11 protein-coding genes are annotated in these 13,322 nt (G+C 73.3%); 5 read left to right on the top strand and 6 right to left on the bottom strand.

The window, feature by feature from the left end; translation table 11 throughout:
- Positions 1–259 precede the first annotated feature (259 nt).
- Positions 260–808, bottom strand: coding sequence for a DinB family protein (locus A7B18_RS18435; RefSeq protein WP_102128159.1), 549 nt, complete (start codon positions 806–808; stop codon positions 260–262).
- A gap of 582 nt (positions 809–1,390) precedes the next feature.
- Entirely contained in the window at positions 1,391–3,868 is a 2,478-nt protein-coding gene (locus A7B18_RS18430) for a putative bifunctional diguanylate cyclase/phosphodiesterase (RefSeq protein WP_102128158.1), read from the bottom strand.
- Between the two features lie 256 nt (positions 3,869–4,124).
- On the opposite strand from A7B18_RS18430, the gene A7B18_RS22095 reads away from it, so the two are divergent.
- From A7B18_RS22095 to A7B18_RS18410, 4 genes are all read left to right on the top strand, one after another.
- The gene (locus tag A7B18_RS22095; protein ID WP_180970238.1) at positions 4,125–4,484 is read left to right on the top strand and encodes an iron-containing alcohol dehydrogenase; all 360 of its coding nucleotides are present in this window, start codon (positions 4,125–4,127) and stop codon (positions 4,482–4,484) included.
- 503 nt (positions 4,485–4,987) lie between these two features.
- Positions 4,988–6,157, top strand: coding sequence for an MFS transporter (locus tag A7B18_RS18420; protein ID WP_102128156.1), 1,170 nt, complete (start codon positions 4,988–4,990; stop codon positions 6,155–6,157).
- A gap of 130 nt (positions 6,158–6,287) precedes the next feature.
- Entirely contained in the window at positions 6,288–7,412 is a 1,125-nt protein-coding gene (locus A7B18_RS18415; RefSeq protein ID WP_245872963.1) for an EAL domain-containing protein, read from the top strand.
- Positions 7,409–8,263, top strand: coding sequence for a sensor domain-containing diguanylate cyclase (locus A7B18_RS18410; protein ID WP_146009588.1), 855 nt, complete (start codon positions 7,409–7,411; stop codon positions 8,261–8,263). Before A7B18_RS18415 ends, A7B18_RS18410 begins: the two co-directional genes overlap by 4 nt.
- Positions 8,264–8,949: 686 nt before the next feature.
- On the opposite strand, the gene A7B18_RS18400 is transcribed toward A7B18_RS18410, so the two are convergent.
- The gene (locus A7B18_RS18400) at positions 8,950–10,851 is read right to left on the bottom strand and encodes a glycoside hydrolase family 2 TIM barrel-domain containing protein (protein WP_102128153.1); all 1,902 of its coding nucleotides are present in this window, start codon (positions 10,849–10,851) and stop codon (positions 8,950–8,952) included.
- A 280-nt stretch (positions 10,852–11,131) separates the two neighbouring features.
- Here A7B18_RS18400 and A7B18_RS18395 point away from each other — a divergent pair, with 280 nt between their 5' ends.
- Positions 11,132–11,317 (top strand): hypothetical protein, encoded by a 186-nt coding sequence (locus A7B18_RS18395; RefSeq protein WP_102128152.1) that lies wholly within the window; start codon positions 11,132–11,134, stop codon positions 11,315–11,317.
- Between the two features lie 80 nt (positions 11,318–11,397).
- On the opposite strand, the gene A7B18_RS18390 is transcribed toward A7B18_RS18395, so the two are convergent.
- The 3 genes from A7B18_RS18390 to A7B18_RS18380 form a co-directional block, all read right to left on the bottom strand.
- The gene (locus A7B18_RS18390; RefSeq protein ID WP_102128151.1) at positions 11,398–11,631 is read right to left on the bottom strand and encodes a hypothetical protein; all 234 of its coding nucleotides are present in this window, start codon (positions 11,629–11,631) and stop codon (positions 11,398–11,400) included.
- Between the two features lie 91 nt (positions 11,632–11,722).
- Positions 11,723–12,160 carry a hypothetical protein gene (locus tag A7B18_RS18385; RefSeq protein ID WP_102128150.1) on the bottom strand — a complete coding sequence of 146 codons (438 nt, stop codon included), beginning with the start codon at positions 12,158–12,160 and terminating at the stop codon, positions 11,723–11,725.
- A gap of 292 nt (positions 12,161–12,452) precedes the next feature.
- Positions 12,453–13,322, bottom strand: an 870-nt coding sequence (locus tag A7B18_RS18380) for an ATP-binding cassette domain-containing protein (RefSeq protein ID WP_180970237.1), incomplete at its 5' end; no start/stop codon positions are given.

Here is a 13,322-nt window from a genome sequence, read left to right as displayed (position 1 = left end):
AGAAGCCGCCGATCCTCTGAAGCCTGACGCATGGGCCCACCTTACGCCCGACCCGGGCCCGCGGTGAGCGTCGGTGAAGAATCACGCCGGGGTCCCAGGTGCCCGAACCCGAGGTCCGGCGGGTGGTCTGGCCCCCTTCGTGCGAGACGGCGCCGCGAAGGGCCGGGTCGCGGTGAGGACGACCTCGTTCGGGACGGCGCGGGCTCGGTCGTGTCGCGCGGCCCGCAGGCTGGGGCCCGTCCGCTCCCTGGCGGGGCCTTCACTCCGCCGCGTGCCCACCTGCGCTCAGGCGGTCGAGCCCCGCCCGCAGCGTCGTGCGGTGGTGCCGGGTCTGGGCGGCGGCCATCCGCAGCCAGTCGAGCGCGTCGATTGGCCCCAGGAAGGGGTGGTGGAACGTGCGCGCCGGATTCGGCCCGGCCCGCACCCCCGCGAGCAGGGGACGGGTCGCCTCATTTCGGGCCAGCAGCGTGGCGAGGTCCTCCCCCGGCCCGGGTTCGGTCCCCTGGGGGGCGAGGCGGCGACCGTTCTCCGTGCGGCCCTCCTGCCCGGGGGTCTCGCGCAGGGGTTTGTCGGAGAGGAGCAGCCGCACCACGCGGGCGGTGCCCTCGTTGACGAGGATGGTGTGTTCGGCCTCCTGGGCGGGCGTCCAGGTGCGCCCCGGCATGGGGGCGTGCCAGTGGGGCTCGGCGGCGCGCAGGCTCTCCGCGAAGGCCGTGAGTTCGCGGTCCAGCTCGGCGGCCACCGCCTCGGGGGTGGGGAGGGCGGCGCGCAGGGCGGCGATCTGTTCGTCCAGGCCAGGTTGGGTCACAGGGGCAGTGTAGGGCGGGGGGCTCGGCCCGTGGGGCTTCCCGCACGCCCGCCGTGACCCGACCGGTGGAGTCCCGCGTGGCCCCGAAGGTCCGTTCCGGCGGCCCGCGGCGCGGGGTGTGGGCCCACCCCGGCAGCATCCGCGCCTGGGCTGGGCGGGCGGGCCGGACCGGATGGTCGGCGGGACGCGGAACCTCGTGGCCCCCCGGACCGCCCGGCAGCCGGACTCCCAGGACGCCTCCGATCCCGACTCCGACGGCCCGGGCGCACTCGTCCGCGGGAGGGGGGACCACCGACGGCTGGCCGGTGCTGGTGGCCGGTGGCCCGCCGGGCGTGTTCGGGACGATCCACTTCGACCGGCGCGGCAGGTGGAGCGTCTCCTGACGACGGCCCCGACCCTGGGGCGGCCCCCCGGACTCTGCGCCGAACCCTGCCGGAAGGCGACGGAACGGCGGGTCGGGACGCCTCGTCGCCCCGCCGCCGATGGGGTGTCAGAACTTCGTCCCGGAGGGTCTTTTCCCGAGTCGCGAGCCCGAGCTGCCGGAGCCCGGGTGGGTGCGGGCCTCTGCCCGGCTGGAGCGGGTCACCTGCCGAGCGGCCCGGTGACCGCGGCCCACCCGCTCGCCGCGACCAGCCGCTCGCGGGCCTCGGCGGCGGGGGCCGGACGACCCTGCAAGAAGCCCTGGGTGCGCTCACAGTCCAGGGCGTGCAGGCGGCGGAGCTGGGCCGCCGTCTCCACACCCTCGGCGACGACCTCCAGCCCCAGCGCGTGCGCGAGGGCCACGATGGCGCCCACCACGCGCTCGGCGCCGGGCACCTCCCCCAGGTCACGCACGAAGGCCCGGTCGATCTTCAGGCCGCTGACCGGAAGGCGCAGCAGGTAGGCCAGGGCGGAATGCCCCGCGCCGAAGTCGTCGACGGACACGCCCACCCCCAGGGCGCGCAGCTCGGCCATCTTGCGCGCGGTGGCCTCCACGTCCTGCACGACGAGCCTCTCGGTGAGTTCCACTTCCAGCCAGCGCCCCTCCAGCCCGTGCCCTTGCAGGGCGGCGCGCACCACGCTCACGAAGTCCTCGCGGGCGAACTGCGCGGGCGAGACGTTCACCGCGACCCGCACGGGGGGCAGCCCCTCGCGCTGCCACGCGGCATTTTGGCGGCAGGCCTCACCGAGCACCCAGGTCCCGATGGGCACGATCAATCCCGCGTCCTCCGCGACCCCGACGAACGTGGCGGGGGACACCGGGCCGAGGTCGGGATGGGTCCAGCGCAGCAGCGCCTCGAAGCCGCACACCTCGCCCCCGGGGCCGAACTGCGGCTGGTAGTGCAGCGCGAACTCCCCGCGCGCCAGGGCGCCGCGCAGGCTCGTTTCCAGGTCGGCGCGCGCGCGGGCGGCGGCGTTCATCTCCGGCGAGAAGAAGCGCACCGCGTTCTTGCCATGCCGCTTGGCCTGGTACATGGCGACGTCGGCGTGCCGCAGCAGCTCGGCGGGCTCCACCCCGTCGCGGGGCGAGAGGCTCACGCCGACCGAGGCCGTCACCCGCACCTCGTGCTCGCTCAGGGCGAAGGGCTGCGCGAAGGTGGCGAGCATCCGGCCCGCGATGGCCGCGGCGTCCTCCTCGCGCGCCAGGTCGTGGAGCAGCACCACGAACTCGTCCCCGCCGAACCGCGCCACCGTGTCGCAGCCCCGCACGGCCCCGGTGAGACGGCGCGCGACCTCGGTGAGCACCTCGTCGCCCGGGCGGTGCCCCAGCGTGTCGTTCACGAACTTGAACCCGTCGAGGTCCACGAACAGCACCGCGAGCAGGCCCCCGTGCCGCGCCGCGTGCGCCGTCGCCCGCGTGAGGCGGTCTTCGAGCAGGGCGCGGTTGGGCAGGCCGGTCAGGGCGTCGTGCTGCGCCAGGTGCGCGAGCTGCGCGTGGCTGGCCTCCAGGGCGGCGGTGCGCTCGCGCACCTGGGTCTCCAGCGCCGCAGACAGCGCCCGCAGCTCGGCGTTGGCGGCGTCGAGCGCCCCTCCCTGGCGCCGCAGCTCGGCGGTCCGCTCGGCCACCCGCGTCTCCAGCTCCCCCGAGAGGGCGCGCAGCCTGCGGGTGAGCCGCTCATTGCCCGCAAAGGCGAGCCCCTGGCGCAAGATGACCAGCAGGGTGAGGAGGGCGCCGCCCACGAGCACCCCCCATGCCTCCGGGCCGCGCTCCCCGAAGGTGCTGAGCTGAAGGAAGGTGGCCGCCACGACGGCCAGATACGGCGTGAGCGCCAGCGGCCAGGCGCGCGCCTCCTCGGAGGTCCGGGGGGAAGGGTGGGGGCCCGGCGTGGCGCCCAGGGACGCCAGACCCACGAGCGCCGCGCCCAGGCTCCAGAAGAGGTCGGGCCACGCGCCCGCCCGGTAGACGTTTTGCAGGCTGAGGTAGGCGAAGCCGCTGTCGGCCACGATCAGCGCGGCGAGGCCGAGCGCGAGCAGACCGGCGGCGCGGCGCGGGGCCCCCCCCTGCCGGGCGACGAGCAGCAGCGCGAGCGCGAGAAGCAGGAGGTCGAGGGCCGGGTAGGCGAACGCCACCCAGAGGGCGAGCGGCTGGCCCGTATACGTGGTCAGGACGTCCGTGAACAAAAAGCGCCACGAGAAGAGCGCCGCCGAGCCCGTGACGAGCGCCACGTCGAGCGCGAGCTGCACCGCCGCCCCCCGGGACAGGGGCGCACGGGGCAGGCGCCGGAACGCCAGCGCGAACGCCACGGGCAACGACAAGAACAGCACGTCGGCGACCGAGGGAAAGGGTGAGGCCTGGCGCACGAGTTCGAGATACGTCCAGACGACCTGCCCCACCCCGAACGCCGCGAGGCCGACCCCGAACGCCCGCCAGGCGGGGCGCGCCTCCGGCCCGGCCCGGGTCCCGGCCCGCCAGCACAGCGCCGCGCCCAGCAAGAAGGCCGGGATGTAGAACGTCTCGGCCAGCCAACGGTCGAACGCGCCCCCATGCCCCGGCCAGACGAACCAGGCCAGGTGGGCGAAGACGACGGCCAGGAGCGCCAGGGCGAGTCTGGACGGTCGCGTTCCGGGCGGCATGAACATCACACGCGTGAGCCTAACGGGGCGCCCCTCACGCCGAACTTACACCGGACCCTCCCGCAGCGGCGGGGTCACCCCGGCCCTTCCAGACTCCGCGCCGCGCCCAGGCCCGAGCGTCGTGCTCGGGACCCCGCACGAACATCCGGTCGTGGGTGGACAGGAGGGCCGGCGCTCTGGGGGACGGCAGGCGCATAGTGACGCCACAGCCCGGAGGTTTCCCAGGACGAGTCCCGTCTGCGCCCCCGCCGTCCCCCCGACCATGACCGGGCCGCGCTTCAAAGGCGAGGGCCGCATCGACCTCGCCGGGCAGACTGTGCCGCAGCCGGGCGAGGGGCAACTCCTCACCGCCTCCATGCCCGTGCCCCTCACGGTGATGACGGGGCTCGACGCCCTCGTGCAGGCGGTCGAGGCGTGCACGGGCCGCGCCCGGAACGACGAGGCGAGCGGCTGGGGCCTGGAGGCCATCCGGCTGATCCGGCGCCACCTCCCGGAGGCGGTGCGGAGCCCGGACGACCTCGCGGCCCGCGCGGGGATGCAGCGGGCGGCCCTGACGGTGGACGCCTGGCACCGTTGGGAGAGCACACCGGGAACGAACGCCGAGGGTGAGTCCGCCTCGTGAGCAGTGGCGGTCGGCCCCTTCATCGACCGGAGAGGGTGACTCACGGCACCGGCCCCAGGTCCAGACTCTGAAGAGGCGGGCCCCGGAGGTCGTCCCGCACCTGGCCGCGCGGATGTCGGCGGGCAGCCTCCTGTGCAGGTGGAGGGAAGAGGGCCTGTCACACCGAGACCGACGGAGACGCCAAGGGTGGGCACCAATGAGATCGACCAATACTAAATTAATACAAAAAGATGGTAGCAGCGGGAGAGCCACACCCCAGCGCCGCCCCTCTTTCTCTCACGCCCCACCGACGAATGCTCCAGACCAAGATGCTTCAGACCAACACGCGGTGAGGAAAACGGCTGCCCAAGCTGCTGCCTGGACAGGCCCGGCTTCCTGACTGGAGTCCGGAAGGTGGCTGTTCAACCGTCGCGGCGGGTGGACGCGGCCTGGGGGGCAGTGCTGGCACGGCGTGGGCGGGAGGTGCCGGGTGGAAGGGTGCCCCGCTCGCCTATGCTGCGGGGGTGTCGTCTCCAACGTTTGCCCGGACGCCCCCGCGCAGGCTGGCCGCCGTGGGGGTGGGGGTCTTCCTGCTGCTGGGGCTGATCTACCCTGTCCTGGGGCCCGCGCTGCCGACCCTCAGCGAGCGTTTTGGCCTGAGCGCCGGGAGCGCTTCCCTGCTGCTGAGCTTCAACTCGGCGGGAGCCTTTGCCGGGGTGCTGCTGGCGGGCGCTCTCTCCCGCCGCTGGATTCCTCCCAACCGCGGGGCGCTCGCCCTCGGCGTGATCATGGCCGGGTGCGTGGGGCTGACCCTCGCGCCGTCGTTCGGGGTGGCGCTCGCCGCGTCGCTGCTCCTCGGGCTGGGCTTCGGCGTCATGGACCTCACGATCAACGTGTGGCTTTCCACGAGCTACGGCCCGCGCGGCGCATCGGTGCTCAACCTGCTCAGCGCGGGCTTCGGGGTCGGCGCGGTCCTCGCGCCCCTGCTCGTGGGGTTCGCGGGCGGCGACTTCTACCTGCCGCTCCTGAGCTGTGCCGTCCTCGCGGCGCTGCTCCTCCCCCTGGTGTTCACCCTGCGCCGGGCCGCAGCCCTGGGCGCCGCCCCTGCCTCCCCCGCGCCGACCGGGCGGGCGCGCCCTCTACTGCTGGGGTTCGTGCTCCTCTTCGTCACCTACGTCGGGGTGGAGGGCGGGGTCGGCGCGTGGGAGGTCACGCATCTGCGCGACGCCCTGGGGCTGTCCACCGCGGGCGCGGCGCAGCTCACCGCCCTGTTCTGGGTGAGCTTCACGGTCGGGCGCCTCGTCTCGGCGGCCCTCGCCCTGCGGCTGGAGCCCCCCCGGCTCGTGACCCTTGCCCTCACCCTGGCGGTGCTGAGTCTGGCGCTCGCGTCGGTGCCCTCCCTCGCCGCCGCCGCCTACACCCTCGCGGGGTTTTTCCTCGCCCCCGTGTTCACCACCGGGCTGGTGTGGCTGATCCGCACGCTGCCCGGCAGCGGCGCCACCACCCTGGTCTTCGCCAGCGCCTTTCTCGGCCCGGTGCTGTTCTCCCCGGTGATCGGCGCCTCCAAGGACGCGTACGGCTGGCGCGCCATTCCCCTCTCCCTGCTCGGCATCGCGCTGCTGTGTCTGGCCGTCGCCCTCGGGCTGTGGCGCGCGACGGGCCGTGAGCAGCGGCTGGAGCAGGTCGGGGAGTGAGTGGGGAGGGGAGAGGGGGGAGGCAGGGGAAGCGTCGTTGCCTCCCCTTATCCTCACCGTTTAGATGTATTAATTAGAGGTTTGATCTTGAGTAAGACGGGCGTATGAGTCTTGTGCCTAGAACGTGGGCATGAGTGCCTGCGCCACGCCGAGTGACCCGCCGCCCGACTCTCCGAGCCATGCGGGGCTGGGCGCCGCGGGCGTGTGCGACTGTCACGCGCTGACGGCCAGGCAGGACGCCGACCTCACGGGGCTGGCGCTGTACGCGGTGTCGCGGCACGTGGGGCGCAAGCTGGGGGCGGTGCTCGCGGCGCGGGGGCTGAGGCTGGAGGTGCGTGAGCAGGCCTACCTGCTGCCCGCCGGGGCCCTCGGCGGCCTGGACGAGCTGCTGGGGGCCTTTTCCCGGACCGAGCGGCCCGACCTGCTCGCCGCGCCGTGGACGGACGGGGGGCTCGACACCTGGCGGATGGCCCCGCTGGAGCGCTGGGCGCGGCGGCTCGGGAGCGGGTGGTTCGCGGCGGCGAGCGAGGCGCTGCACTTTCACCTCCAGCCCATCGTGGCGCTCGGGAGCGGGGAGGTGTACGGGTACGAGGCCCTCGTGCGGGCGCAGTGGGAGGGGCACCTGCTGGGGGCCGGGGCGCTGCTGGAGGCGGCGGCGGCGCACGGGCAGGCGCGGGCCTTCGACGCGCACGCCCGGCGCAGCGCGATTCGGCAGGCGTACCCGCAGCTCACGGGGGAGCAGATGCTGTTCATCAACTTCGCGCCGGGGGTGGTGTACAACCCCGACATCTGTCTTCAGACCACCTTCGAGACCTGCCGGGAGGTCGGGGCCGACTTCTCGCGGCTGCTGTTCGAGGTGACCGAGAGCGAGGCGTTTCCCGACCTGCGGCTCCTGAAACGCATCCTGGAGCGCTACCGGGCCGAGGGGGCGCAGGTGGCGCTCGACGACCTCGGCGCGGGGCACACCGGCCTGACCTACCTCGCCGAGCTGCGCCCCGACATCGTGAAGCTCGACCGCGACCTCGTGCGGGGCCTGCACGCCCTCGACCCCCGGGTGCCCCTGATCACCGCCCTGATCCGCTACGCGCACGACCTCGGCATCCGGGTGGTGGCCGAGGGGCTCGAAACGGTCGAGGAGGTGCAGATGGTCGCCGAATTGGGCGCCGACTACGGGCAGGGCTACTTCCTGGGACGCCCCGCCGAGACGCCGGGCGGGCTCGCCGCCCCTGCCGCCTCCCTCTGGACCGCCGGGTGACGGCGGCTTCCGGGCGGGCGGCGCCGAGGCCGCTGCCGGGGGACATGCTGTGGCGGGTGCTCGACGCGGCGGACGTAGGGCTGCTCATCACCGACGCCGAGCGGCGGATCGTGTACGTCAACGCGACCTTCACGCGCGAGACGGGCTACCTCCCGGAGGAGGTGCTGGGGCGCACGTGCTCCTTCCTCCAGGGCCCGGAGACCGACCCCGCCGACGTCGCGGCGATGCGGGAGGCCCTCGACCGGGGCGAGGCGGTGCGGCGGGTCGTGCTGAACTACCGCAAGGATGGCCGCACGATGTGGTACCGGCTGCGCATCCAGCCCCTGTGGGTGGACGGCGCCCTGCGCCACTTCGTGGGCGTGCAGGAGGACTTCTCGGACGCCCACGCCGCGCAGGTCCGGCTGGAGCGCCTCGCTTACCTCGACTCCCTCACGGGCCTGGGCAACCGCCGCGCCTTCGACGCCCGGCTCGCCGACCTCGTGGGGCGGGGCGAGCCCTTCACCCTGGCGCTGCTCGACCTCAACGACTTCAAGCGGGTGAACGACGTGCACGGCCACCCCGCGGGGGACGCCCTGCTCATCACGGCGGGACGCCGCCTGGAGGAGGTCACCCCGCACACGGGCGGCGCGTTCCGGCTGGGCGGAGACGAGTTCGCGGTGCTGCTCCCCGGTGACGGCGAGGGCGCGCCGCAGGGCGAGGCCGTCCTCGCCGCCCTGGAGACGCTGGAGGGCGGCACCCTGCGCGCGGGGCTGGGCACCGCCCACTTCCCGGGGGAGGCCGCCGACGTCCCCGCCCTGCTCCGCCTCGCCGACCGCCGTCTTTACGCCCACAAGGCGGCGAGCAAGGGCTGATATGAACGGTCAGGGGGAGACAGGGCACAGGAACTCCCTGGGGTCCTCTCTCCTCAAAGGGTTCCCGCTTCTGGGCCCCCTGGCCCTGCTCGCCGCGTCCTGGCTCGTTCCCCGACTCGTCGCCAGCAGCATGGTGCCGCCGGGCTTCGAGTACCAAGCGTGGACGCCCTTGAGGGATGACCTACAGGCTTTGAGTCTCGACCCTGCGAGGGTCCGGGTGGAGCTTCGCAGTACGCTCACGGGGTACCACCCGGACAAGACCCCACTCCACGCCCGCTACGTGCTGTGGAGCCGGAACGTCGCCTACCTCCACCACCTGAACGTCTCGAACGCCTGGCAGCCGTGGGGGGTTCCCGAACGGCCTCCCCGTGACAGGTCCTTCAGACGCAGCCGATTGGGCAAAGCCGACAACTGCCCACAGGAACTGGCGAACGCGATGCCCCGGGGCCGAGCCATCGAAAGCGCCGTGCTGACGTGGCGTGAGCAGACACCGCGGGGCGGGCAACAGGCCACGCTGACGGTCTGGCGAGCGGTGCGGGCCTCCGGCGGGCCGCGCGATCTGCGTCGGGTCGTCGCGCACGCTCCCCGCCCCGTAGGCGACCATGCGCTCACGGCACGCAAGGGTCAGACAACGGAAAGGGACGACGGGACTCCAGTCCACGTCGCCCCCTTCCCGTCTCCCCGCCTCAGTCCTCGGACGCCTCGCCCGTGACGAGGCCGCCGGGGTCGAGGGAGGCGACCTCCTCGCCCGCGACGAGGGCGCTGTACTGGCGGTTGAGCCAGCGGGCGGAGTTGCCGAAGGGGTTCATCAGGGGATCGATGGTCATCTCGCGGGCGGTGCGGCGGCCCTGGGTGCCCTTGGCGAGCTTGATGAAGTCGGCCTTGGGGGTGCGGTCCTCGTACAGCAGGCCGTTTTTCTCCTGGAAGGTGTCGGTGAGCTGCGTGTAGCAAAAGCCCGACAGGCCGTGGCACTCGTGGATCGCCGCGAGGAGGGTCGTGTAGTCCTCCACGAAGTCCACCTCGCTCTGCGACTCGCTGTAGCCCCAGCCGTTCGACTGGTCCGGGATATAGGCGATGCCGCCGAACTCGGAGAGGATCACGGGCTGCCCCGTCTCCTGAAAGCCGCCCAGGGTGAGCACCCGGTCGGCGGGCTGCTGCTGCTGGAGGGACACGCGGGTAGAGTCGAGCGTGCCGTAGCGCCGCCGCAGGTCCTCGGGGTCGTCGGCGTAGTCGTGGATGGTGATAATGTCGGTCGCCACATGCTCCCAGCCGTCGTTGCCGATCACCGGGCGCGAGGGATCGAAGGTCTTGGTGAGGTGGTAGAGCGTCCGCACGTAGTCGCGGTGCGCCGGGTTGGTGGGGAGGTCGGGCACCCCCCACGACTCGTTGAAGGGCACCCACGCCACGATGCAGGGGTGCGAGATGTCGCGCTCGACGACCTCGGTCCACTCGCGCACGAGGCGCTGCACCGCGACCGGCGTGAAGCGGTAGGGGCTGGGCATCTCCTCCCACACGAGCAGGCCCAGGCGGTCGCACCAGTACAGCCAGCGGGGAGATTCGATCTTCTGGTGTTTACGCGCCCCGTTGAAGCCGAGCTGGCGGGTGAGTTCCACGTCGCGGCGCAGCTCGTCGTCGCTGGCACTCATGATGCCATCCGGCCAATAGCCCTGGTCGAGCACCATCTTGAGGTAGTAGGGCCGCCCGTTGAGCAGGAAGCGGTTGCCCTTGACCTGCACCGATCTGAGCGCCGTGTACGAGTACACCCGGTCGATCACCGTGTCGCCGAGCATGAGTTCCACCCGCGCGTCGATGAGCTGGGGGTGCCCCGGGCTCCACAACAGGTCGTTGCGGAAGTCGTCGATGCCGGGGTCGGACAGGGCGATCCGGCGGCTGACCTCCGGGTGGCGCACGGCGTAGCGGTCGTCGGCGAGCAGGTCGCGGTCGCGGTAGAGCCGCACGCGCACGCTGAGGTTTTTGGGGAGGGGCCCGGAGACTTGCAGGTTCACCCCGATCTCCCAGCTCTCCATGTCCGCCGACCAGCGCAACCTCCGCAGGTGCGTTTCGGGCACCCACTCCAGCCACACGGTCTGCCAGATGCCCGTCGTGCGGGGGTACCAGATCGAGTGCGGTTCGAGCAGCCAGTCTTGCTTGCCGCGCGGCTTGGCGAGGTCGTGGGGGTTGTCCTGGGCGCGCACCACGATCTCGATGGGCTCCCCGGCCCGGGCGTGCGCGGTGATCTCCGCCGTGAAGGGCGTGTGCCCGCCCTCGTGCAGGGCGACGACGTGCCCGTTGGCCCACACGGTCGCCCGGTAGTCCACCGCCCCGAAGTGCAGCAGCACGCGGCCCGCGCGCTCCTCGGGGCTGAGGTGCAGGGTGGTGCCGTACCACACAGTGGGGTGAAAGCCCTCGTCGTGAATCCCGCTGCGGCGGCTTTCCGGCGCGTAGGGCACCAGAATCTCCCGGTCGAACACCACCTCACTGGGGTGGAACCAGCGGCCCTCGTCGTCGAAGGCAAAACGCCAGGTGCCGCTCAGGTCACGCCATTGCTCGCGCTCCAGCAGCGGTTCGGGATGGGTCGAGTGACGCAAGAAAACTCTCCTTGGAGGGGGGAAGAGGGCGGAGGGCCGGGGAGCGCGGGCAGGCAGCGAAGAGACAGGAAATTTTGCAGAGGATACGCCAAGTCTTCCGTCACCGTTCCCCCCCTCTCAGGGGCATCCCGGAGACGGCGGGCCAGGCCACCTTCCCCCCAACCGGCAAGTCCGGGGGGAGGATACGGCGGCCCGGCTTCAAGAGCGGAGAACGCGGGGCCTCAACGGGCTGGTCTTCCCCGGCGGCAGGGTAGACCGCCCCTGTGAGAAGGGCACGACCATGACGATGCGGAGGCAAGGCCTGTGCGACCTGCACGTCCACCAGCCTCAGGACCTCTCCGGCGCCGAGCAGCAGGGGCTTCGGGCACTGGAGCATGACGAAATCGCGGGCGATGGCACCGCGCGCACCCACGTCCGGCTCCTCGGCGCGGAGAGGCGGGCGGGCGGGCAGGCGGCGCAGGGGTGATGCGAGGTCAAACAGGATCGGGCGGGCGGAGACACCACGTGTGCCCTCCGCCCGCCCGGTGTTCTGCCGTGCGGTCCGGGTTACCCGTCCTCGCCGGGCTGCTTGCTCCCGCCCCCCGAGGAGGCGCCGGGGCTGCCCTCCTCCACCTCGTAGCCTTCCTCGCTGCCGTAGCCGTAGCGGTCGTCGTCGGGGGTGCGGCGGTCGTCGACCTCGGGGGCGCGGGTGTCGGCGGGGCTGCCGTAGCCCACGTCCCCCTCGGGGCCGGGCTGCCCTGAACCGGAAGTCGGCGAGGTCGGCGCGTCTTGGTCCGTCATGGTGTTCCTCCCGCGTTCAGGATGCACGGCCCAGCCGCCCCGCACCCCGCTGGGCCAAGAAAGGCTCAACGCCGCGCGCCCCCCGGTCCACTCAGGGCTGGCGCAGGAGGTGGGCCATGTAGCGCTCGGAGAGAAACTGCACGAGGTCGTCGCCGATCCGCGCGGGGTCGAGGGTGACGGGCTGGATAAAGGGCTCGGGAAGGCAGAAGCGGTTGATCTGGGCGTCCCGGACGACGAAGCGCTCGGAGTAGGTGACGACCATCGGAACCAGGGCCTTGAGGACGGGGGTGCGCAGGCCCTCCAGCGGGAGCCGGGCGATGGCGACGAGGGTCACGTCGGCGGCCACGCTCTCCTGGGCCGGAACGTCGAGCGCCCGCTTGACGTGGACGGCCTCGTAGCCGCGCCGCTCCAGGGCCGCGCCGACGGCCTCCTGCACCACGGCGAGGTAGGGCCCCGCCCGCGCCTCCAGCTCCGCGCGGGTACGCAGCAGCCGGGCGAAGTCGAGGGCGCTGGGGGTGGGCAGGATCATCGGCGGGCCTCCCGAAAAGGGGGCCGCCCGCACGCGGCGGTCAGATCGGAGCGGCTGGGCCCGGAGCGGTTGGCCGCGGTGGGCCCAGGGGCGGCAGGGAGCGGGGGGGTGCCGCGCACGGTTGGACGGGGGGTCGTCATGGGGGCCTCCTCGAAACGGGGCTTCCGGACGCGGACACCTGCCCGGGCGGACAGGGCGTCTTCCACCCCCACGGTAGGGGGCGGCCAGGCGCGGTGGATGCAGAAACGGTGGAGGCCAGATCAGACTTTTCGCAGCCTCCGCCTCAGAAGGCTCAGCGGGGCTTCATGCCCGGTCCCGGCGCCGGGGGGGAGGGGGACGGTCGGGCGTGGGCACAGGGCGTCCGGCCCCCCTCCAGCTCCACCCGCCGCCACCCCGGCCCGAGCAGGTCGGGCTGGTGGGTGACGAGGAGGACCCCGCGTTCCGGGGCGCGGTCCTCCACCGCCCGCAGCAGGCGCCGGGCGTTCGCGGGGTCGAGATGGGCGGTGGGCTCGTCGAGCAGGAGGAGGGGGGCGGGGCGCAGCAGGGCGCGGGCGACCGAGGGCCGTGAGCGCTCGCCCGCCGAGAGCCGCGCCCCGTACTCGCCCACCCAGCCCGAGAGCCCGCCCGGCAGCCGCGCGAGCAGGCCGCCCAGCCCGAGGTCGGCGAGCAGGGCGAGCAGCTCCGCGTCCTCCGCGTCCGGGTCGCCCAGGCGCAGGTTCTCGCGCAGGGTGCCGCCGAGCACCTCCGCCTGCTGGGGGGCCCAGGCGAAGCGGGAGCGGACGTCCGAGAGGCGCAGCTCGCGCAGGTCCACCCCGCCCAGGGTCACCCGCCCGCCCGTGGGGTCGTGGAAACGCAGCGCGAGCCCGAGCAGGGTGCTCTTCCCGGCGCCCGACGGCCCGACGAGGGCGACCCTCTCCCCGGGGCGGACGGTCAGACTCAGGTCCCGCAGCACGTCCGCTTGCGCGCCGGGATAACGGAAGCGCACGTCCTCGAAGCGCAGGGTGGAATCGGGGCAGAGGTCGAGCGGGCGCGCGGGGTCCTCCACGGCGGGGGGCAGGGCGCGCAGGCCGTCCACCCGCTCCGCGGCGGCGCGCAGGGCCCCGTGCGCGGCCCACGCGGCCCCCAGGTTCCCCACCGCCTCGAAGCTGGCGAGCAGGCCCAG

It is taken from the genome of Deinococcus planocerae (assembly GCF_002869765.1).
GTDB lineage: Bacteria > Deinococcota > Deinococci > Deinococcales > Deinococcaceae > Deinococcus > Deinococcus planocerae.
Note: the sequence above shows the minus strand (reverse complement) of the source record. Positions and strands in the feature narration are given on the sequence as shown.

Coding starts and splice junctions, on each gene's coding strand:
- A7B18_RS18430 (WP_102128158.1), bottom strand. CDS start 3,868: ATGTTCATGCCGCCCGGAACGCGACCGTCCAGACTCGCCCTGGCGCTC.
- A7B18_RS22095 (WP_180970238.1), top strand. CDS start 4,125: ATGACCGGGCCGCGCTTCAAAGGCGAGGGCCGCATCGACCTCGCCGGG.
- A7B18_RS18415 (WP_245872963.1), top strand. CDS start 6,288: ATGAGTGCCTGCGCCACGCCGAGTGACCCGCCGCCCGACTCTCCGAGC.
- A7B18_RS18395 (WP_102128152.1), top strand. CDS start 11,132: ATGACGATGCGGAGGCAAGGCCTGTGCGACCTGCACGTCCACCAGCCT.
- A7B18_RS18390 (WP_102128151.1), bottom strand. CDS start 11,631: ATGACGGACCAAGACGCGCCGACCTCGCCGACTTCCGGTTCAGGGCAG.
- A7B18_RS18385 (WP_102128150.1), bottom strand. CDS start 12,160: ATGATCCTGCCCACCCCCAGCGCCCTCGACTTCGCCCGGCTGCTGCGT.